The organism is Streptomyces sp. NPDC005899, from assembly GCF_040629645.1.
Classification (GTDB): Bacteria; Actinomycetota; Actinomycetes; order Streptomycetales; family Streptomycetaceae; genus Streptomyces.
In genome coordinates, this window is sequence record NZ_JBEXWB010000519.1 from 1 (window position 1) to 3,173 (window position 3,173).

At 74.9% G+C, this 3,173-nt stretch carries 5 protein-coding genes; 3 read left to right on the forward strand and 2 right to left on the reverse strand.

The window, feature by feature from the left end; genetic code table 11:
- A partial coding sequence (locus ABZ371_RS30775) for a hypothetical protein (RefSeq protein ID WP_358685826.1) occupies positions 1 to 478 on the reverse strand: 478 nt, incomplete at its 3' end.
- A 156-nt stretch (positions 479 to 634) separates the two neighbouring features.
- Here ABZ371_RS30775 and npdG point away from each other — a divergent pair.
- Both npdG and ABZ371_RS30785 read left to right on the forward strand, forming a co-directional pair.
- Complete coding sequence (npdG, locus tag ABZ371_RS30780) at positions 635 to 1,345, forward strand: NADPH-dependent F420 reductase (protein ID WP_358685828.1); 711 nt, start codon at positions 635 to 637, stop codon at positions 1,343 to 1,345.
- 83 nt (positions 1,346 to 1,428) lie between these two features.
- Positions 1,429 to 1,614 (forward strand): hypothetical protein, encoded by a 186-nt coding sequence (locus tag ABZ371_RS30785; protein WP_358685830.1) that lies wholly within the window; start codon positions 1,429 to 1,431, stop codon positions 1,612 to 1,614.
- A 53-nt stretch (positions 1,615 to 1,667) separates the two neighbouring features.
- On the opposite strand, the gene ABZ371_RS30790 is transcribed toward ABZ371_RS30785, so the two are convergent.
- The gene (locus tag ABZ371_RS30790) at positions 1,668 to 2,477 is read right to left on the reverse strand and encodes a site-2 protease family protein (RefSeq protein WP_358685833.1); all 810 of its coding nucleotides are present in this window, start codon (positions 2,475 to 2,477) and stop codon (positions 1,668 to 1,670) included.
- A 212-nt stretch (positions 2,478 to 2,689) separates the two neighbouring features.
- On the opposite strand from ABZ371_RS30790, the gene ABZ371_RS30795 reads away from it, so the two are divergent.
- Positions 2,690 to 3,173: BTAD domain-containing putative transcriptional regulator (locus ABZ371_RS30795; RefSeq protein ID WP_358685836.1), on the forward strand; the 484-nt coding region annotated here is incomplete at its 3' end.

Genomic DNA, 3,173 nt, shown 5'->3' on the forward strand with positions numbered 1-3,173 from the left:
GCACCGTGTCCAGATCCACCTCGTCCCCGGCGGTCACCGTGAGCGCCTCGTGGGCGAGCCCCCGCACCTCCGGGTCGCCGCCGTCCAGCGAGAGCACGGTCGCCCCGGCGCGGCGGGCGTCGTGCACCCGCTCCAGCAGCCCGGCGTCCGCCTGGCCCGGGGCCACGACGAGCAGGGTCTCGCCCCGCCCGGCCGCCTCGACGCGGCCGAGACCGACAGCCAGGTGGACCGGATCGGTGGGCTCGACCCGGTGGCGTACGAGGGTGGGGCGCAGCTGGGGGAGCCCCGACCACGTCGCCTCGTCGACGAGGTGCGCCGCCAGGTGCCAGGGCTCGTACACGTCGGTCCCGACCAGGAGCAGCCCGCCGCCCCGTGGCACGACCGACGACCGCAGGGTCCTGGCGAACCGCCGGGCCGCCGAGGGCCACTCGGTCCCGGCGAGCACCTCGCGCAGCAGGGCGACACGTACGGCATCCATGGCCCGGCATCATGCCCCCGGCGTCCCGTCCGGGGCAGCCCGTTCGGTCCGGTCCACCCGAACGGGCACCACCCGGCCACCACCACCCGGCTGTCGCCGTCGGCGCTCCCGCGGCGGCCCACCGCCTTCCCCGCTACCTGGCAGTAGGGTCGGCTCATGACTACGAACGACAGCGGCAGCGCGCCCAAGCCCCCCGCCAAGGACCCCTGGGACCTCCCCGACGTCTCCGGGCTGACCGTCGGTGTACTCGGCGGCACCGGCCCTCAGGGCAGGGGCCTCGCCTACCGTCTCGCCCGGGCCGGGCAGAAGGTCGTCATCGGCTCGCGTGCCGCCGACCGCGCCGAGGCCGCGGCGGCGGAGCTGGGGCACGGGGTCGAAGGGGCGGACAACGCGGACTGTGCCCGCCGCAGCGACATCGTCATCGTCGCCGTGCCCTGGGAGGGCCACGCCGAGACGCTGGAGTCGCTGCGGGAGGAGCTCGCCGGGAAGCTCGTCGTCGACTGCGTGAACCCGCTCGGTTTCGACAAGAAGGGCGCCTACGCCCTGAAGCCCGAGGAGGGCAGCGCCGCCGAACAGGCCGCCGCCCTGCTGCCGGACTCCCGGGTCACCGCCGCCTTCCACCACCTGTCGGCGGTGCTGCTCGGGGACGAGTCGATCGAGGAGATCGACACCGACGTGATGGTGCTGGGCGAGGCGCGCGCCGACACCGACACCGTGCAGGCCCTCGCGAACCGCATCCCCGGCATGCGCGGCGTCTTCGCCGGCCGGCTGCGCAACGCCCACCAGGTCGAGTCGCTGGTCGCGAACCTGATCTCGGTCAACCGCCGCTACAAGGCACACGCGGGCCTGCGCGCGACCGACGTCTGAGCGGGCCCCTGCCCGAGGCCGAAACGGGCATGAGGGACACTGGACGGGACCGCGCACCAGCCCCCGACAGGAGCACCGCCCTCATGCCCCGCCTCGCTCTCTACGCCCTCGCCGTCTGCGTCCTCGCCGTCACCGCCGCCGTGGTCTCCTTCGTCCAGGGCAGTGTCCTCCTCGGGATCGTCTGGGTGCTGCTGGCCGGCCTCTCGTCGAACATGTCGTGGTTCTACGTGCGCCGGCACAGGGTGGAGACCGCCGCGGGCACGCGCTAGCCGTACCGACCCGGGCGGGCCGGGGCGCCGGCCGGTCGCCGCGCGCCTTCGCGTCAGCCGGTCACCGCGCAGCCGGGGTCCTGGTCGCCGAACCACTCCTGCCAGAAGCGGTACGTGTCCAGCCCGCAGTACGTCTCGATCTCGCCGACCCCCAGCCCGCGCAGCAGGGCGTCGACCGCGTCGAAGAAGGCGCCGTTCACCTCGGGGATCCACAGCAGCCCGAACACCGCGATCAGCCCGAAGGGCGCGAACGGTTCCACCTGGCGCCGGATCCGGTACGAGAGCCAGGGCTCGATCACCCCGTAGCCGTCGAGCCCCGGGACCGGCAGGGAGTTCAGGATGGCGGCCGTGACCTGGAGCAGGGCCAGGAAGGCGAGTGCGAGCCGGAAGGGGACCGGCACACCGTCCAGCGCGTCCAGCCAGAAGGGCGCCGTGCACGCGACGGCGAACAGGACGTTCGTCAGGGGACCTGCGGCCGAGATCAGGCTGTGCTTCCACCGGCCGCTGATCCGCCCCCGCTCGATGTAGACGGCGCCGCCCGGCAGACCGATGCCCCCCATGATCACGAAGAGCACCGGAAGCACGATGCTCAGCAGGGCGTGGGTGTACTTCAGCGGGTTGAGCGTGAGGTGCCCCTTCGCCCCGATCGAGATGTCGCCGCTGTGCAGCGCGGTGCGCGCGTGCGCGTACTCGTGCAGGCACAGCGAGACGATCCAGGCCGCCGTGACGAAGAGGAAGACCGCGAAGCCGGTCTGCTCGGCGAAGCCCGTCCACACGGCCCACCCCGCCACGGCCATGACGGCGACGATCCCCAGGAAGATCGGACTGATCCGCCGGTCACTGCGGCGGACTGCGGTGGTCATCGGAGGGACTCCTGATCGGTGGACGGATGCGGCGGGCCCGTGACGCGGGACCCACGGAGCGGCAACGTCCCGCGGACGCTCCGCGTGCCCGGCACCGGCGAGCCTGCCCCGTCGCACCCCCCCCCCCCCGCGACGCCGTTCCCCAGGGAGCGTCCCCGCCCGGACGCGGCACTGCGTCCGCGCCGGCCGGAGCGGTCACGGACAATGGGCCCGTGCACTACGCCATCCTCGGCACCACCCGCGCGTCCCGCGACGACGGCTCGCCAGCACCCCTGGGCGGGGCGCGGCTGCGCGCCCTGCTCACCGTGCTCGCCCTGCGGCCCGGGCGTGCGGTGCCGGCCGGGCTGCTCGTCGACGAGGTGTGGGACGGCGATCCGCCCGCCGACGCCGCGGGCGCCCTGCAGGCACTCGTGGGCCGCCTGCGGCGGGCCCTGGGCCGGGACGCGGTCGAGTCGTTGGAGAACGGCTACCGGCTCGCCGCCGCTCCGGACGCCGTCGACCTCTTCCGCTTCGAGCGGCTCGCGGGCGAGGGGGCGCGGGCCCTGGAGGAGGGGGACGCGGCGAAGGCCGCCGACGTCCTCGGCGACGCGCTCGCCCTCTGGCAGGGGCCCGCCCTCGCCGACCTGCCGGACCGCTCCGTGGCCGCCGCCCGCTGGGAGGAGCGCCGGCTCGACGCGCGCCGGACGAGGATCACCG

What these genes read in the sequence shown, in the direction of transcription:
- ABZ371_RS30790 (WP_358685833.1), bottom strand. Translation starts at nt 2,477, where the DNA reads ATGACCACCGCAGTCCGCCGCAGTGACCGGCGGATCAGTCCGATCTTC.
- ABZ371_RS30785 (WP_358685830.1), top strand. Translation starts at nt 1,429, where the DNA reads ATGCCCCGCCTCGCTCTCTACGCCCTCGCCGTCTGCGTCCTCGCCGTC.
- npdG (WP_358685828.1), top strand. Translation starts at nt 635, where the DNA reads ATGACTACGAACGACAGCGGCAGCGCGCCCAAGCCCCCCGCCAAGGAC.